The organism is Ideonella azotifigens (assembly GCF_006519715.1).
Classification (GTDB): Bacteria; Pseudomonadota; Gammaproteobacteria; order Burkholderiales; family Burkholderiaceae_C; genus Ideonella; species Ideonella azotifigens.
Genome location: NZ_VIDT01000856.1, coordinates 1 through 2,006 on the forward strand (window position 1 = coordinate 1; position 2,006 = coordinate 2,006).

Below are 2,006 nucleotides of genomic sequence, written 5' to 3' on the forward strand. Positions count from 1 at the left end.
TGGTCAGCCCGCGCCTGGTCGGTCGGCACGCTGCTGTCGCTGCCCATCTTCGACGGTGGCCGGCGCCAGGCGAACGAAGACCGCATCGCAGCCGACGCGCAGATCGCGTTGCAGAGCTACCGCGGCCAGGTGCTGACCGCACTGCGCGAGGTCGAGGACCAGCTGACTTCGCTGGAACTGCTGCAGGCCCAGTCCACCGTGCTGGCGCTGGCCGTCAAGTCGGCGACGCGCGCCACACAGCTGTCGGACGTGCGCTACCGCAATGGCCTGGTCAGCCAGCTCGACCTGCTCGACGCCCGCCGCAACGAACTGCGCAACCTGCGCCAGGCCGTGCAGATCCAGGGCGCGCAGTTCCAGAGCACGGTGGCGCTGATCCGTGCGCTGGGTGGCGGCTGGGAGGGCTAGGCGCTGCTGCTTGGCAACTTCGCGAGGCCCTGCACCAGGGCCTCGAACACCAGCCGCACGCGGGCTGGCACGGGGCTCTGGCGTGCACGGTAGACGTGCACCGGCCAGGGCTTCGGCGCTTCTGCATCCAGCACGCTGACCAGCCGGCCCTCGCGCAGCGCCGGCTGGGCCAGGAAGTCCGGCAACTGGCCAAAGCCGATGCCGGCCAGCACGGCGGCCTGTTCGGCCTCCGGGTCGTCGGTCACAAAGGCGGGAACGGCGGGCGCCTGCTGGCGGCTGCCGCGGAACAGCCAGTTCCACGGGCGGCCGTTGTTGAGGTCGATCATCGCGGTGCAGGGCCGCTGGTCCAGCAACTCGGCGATGGTCTGCGGCGCGCCCACGCGCGCCACCAGTGTGGGCGTGGCCACCACGTGGAAATGCACCTGCGCCACGGCGCGGGCCACGAAGCCGCTGTCGCGCATCGGGCCAATGCGCACGCCAATGTCGATCTGCTGGTCCACCACGTCCGCCCTCACTTCGGACAGCCGCAGGTCCAGCACCAGCCCGGGATGGGCGGCCAGCAGCGGCGCCAGCGTTGCCATCAAAGGACATGACCACGACCTCGTTTTCATCGACCACCATCAGCCGCTCGCTCTGCGAACGCAGGCCCAGGTCGATCCACGTGGCTTCCAGTGGCGCCAGGTTCACGCGCACCAGCACCTGGCCCAGCGTCTGGCCGGCGCGGCGCACCGGTTGTGCGAAGTAGTAGTCGGTGCTGCCGTCGGAGTCGTTGGCGGCGAAGAAGTCGGCCGTGCCTTCCTTCAAGGCATTGGCCAGTCCTGTGGACGGCCGGCCCTCGCTGCCGCTGGCGCTCTGGTAGCGGTTGCTGGTGGCCAGCACTTCCTGCTGCGGCGAGGTGACGACGATCAGGTTGGCGCCGGCCCGCACGCCAATGCGCGCCAGCACGCGGCTGGCACGGTCCTGCAGCGAGGCATCGCTGGGCTGCGCGAGCAGGGCCTGCACATCATCTTCAGCGGCAATCAGGCTGGGCAGGAAGGCATAACGCGCCAGCTCGGCTTCGAGCGTGGCGGCGTACAGCTCCAGCCGCTCGTTGGCCACGGCCGCTTGTTGCGACAGGCCGGCGCGCTCGCTGAGCTGGTAACCGGCCAGTGCGCCGCCGACGATGGGCAGCAAAGCCAGCAGCCCGATGAGCAGCGGCTGCCAGCGGCGAGGCCAGCGCGGGGCAGGGGGCAAAAGAAGGGCCGGCTCTGACATCAGGGTGCGTAGTGTGCCCAAAGCCGCGCCTGTTTCGGCCGTTGGCAAAGCGCTTTCGCGGGCCTTTTCTGCGTCTTTCCATTCCGTGCTTCAGCCGGGCATCCTGCCGAGTGCGGAAACCCGCCCCGGGGGCCAAAACCCGCGTATGGAAAACCGCCCATGGCCTGCACTCGGCCCGTGCGCCGGTGCACAGCAGACGGGCGCGAGCAGGGCTTGGGCGATGGCTTTCAGCTGCAAAGCCTCATGGTTTGCCCGAACCAATGTGGTGCTGGGTATAAGTTGGCACACGCCGTGCAAAAGAGCCCTGTCGCTGCAGAAGTTGCGACTGCTTTTTCGCCTAGAGGTTT

At 68.9% G+C, this 2,006-nt stretch carries 2 protein-coding genes; one reads left to right on the plus strand and one right to left on the minus strand.

Annotation, left to right across the window (positions count from 1 at the left end; all coding sequences use genetic code 11):
• The coding region (locus FKP22_RS28485) for a TolC family protein (RefSeq protein WP_170201155.1) at positions 1–405 on the plus strand (405 nt) is incomplete at its 5' end.
• Here the strand turns inward: FKP22_RS28485 and FKP22_RS28490 are convergent.
• Entirely contained in the window at positions 402–986 is a 585-nt protein-coding gene (locus FKP22_RS28490; RefSeq protein WP_233446990.1) for a substrate binding domain-containing protein, read from the minus strand. The two genes, FKP22_RS28485 and FKP22_RS28490, sit on opposite strands and share 4 nt — an antisense overlap.
• Between the last annotated feature and the right edge of the window lie 1,020 nt (positions 987–2,006).

Excerpts from the sequence above, each read along its gene's own strand:
- FKP22_RS28490 (WP_233446990.1), bottom strand. The coding sequence starts at position 986 with ATGGCAACGCTGGCGCCGCTGCTGGCCGCCCATCCCGGGCTGGTGCTG.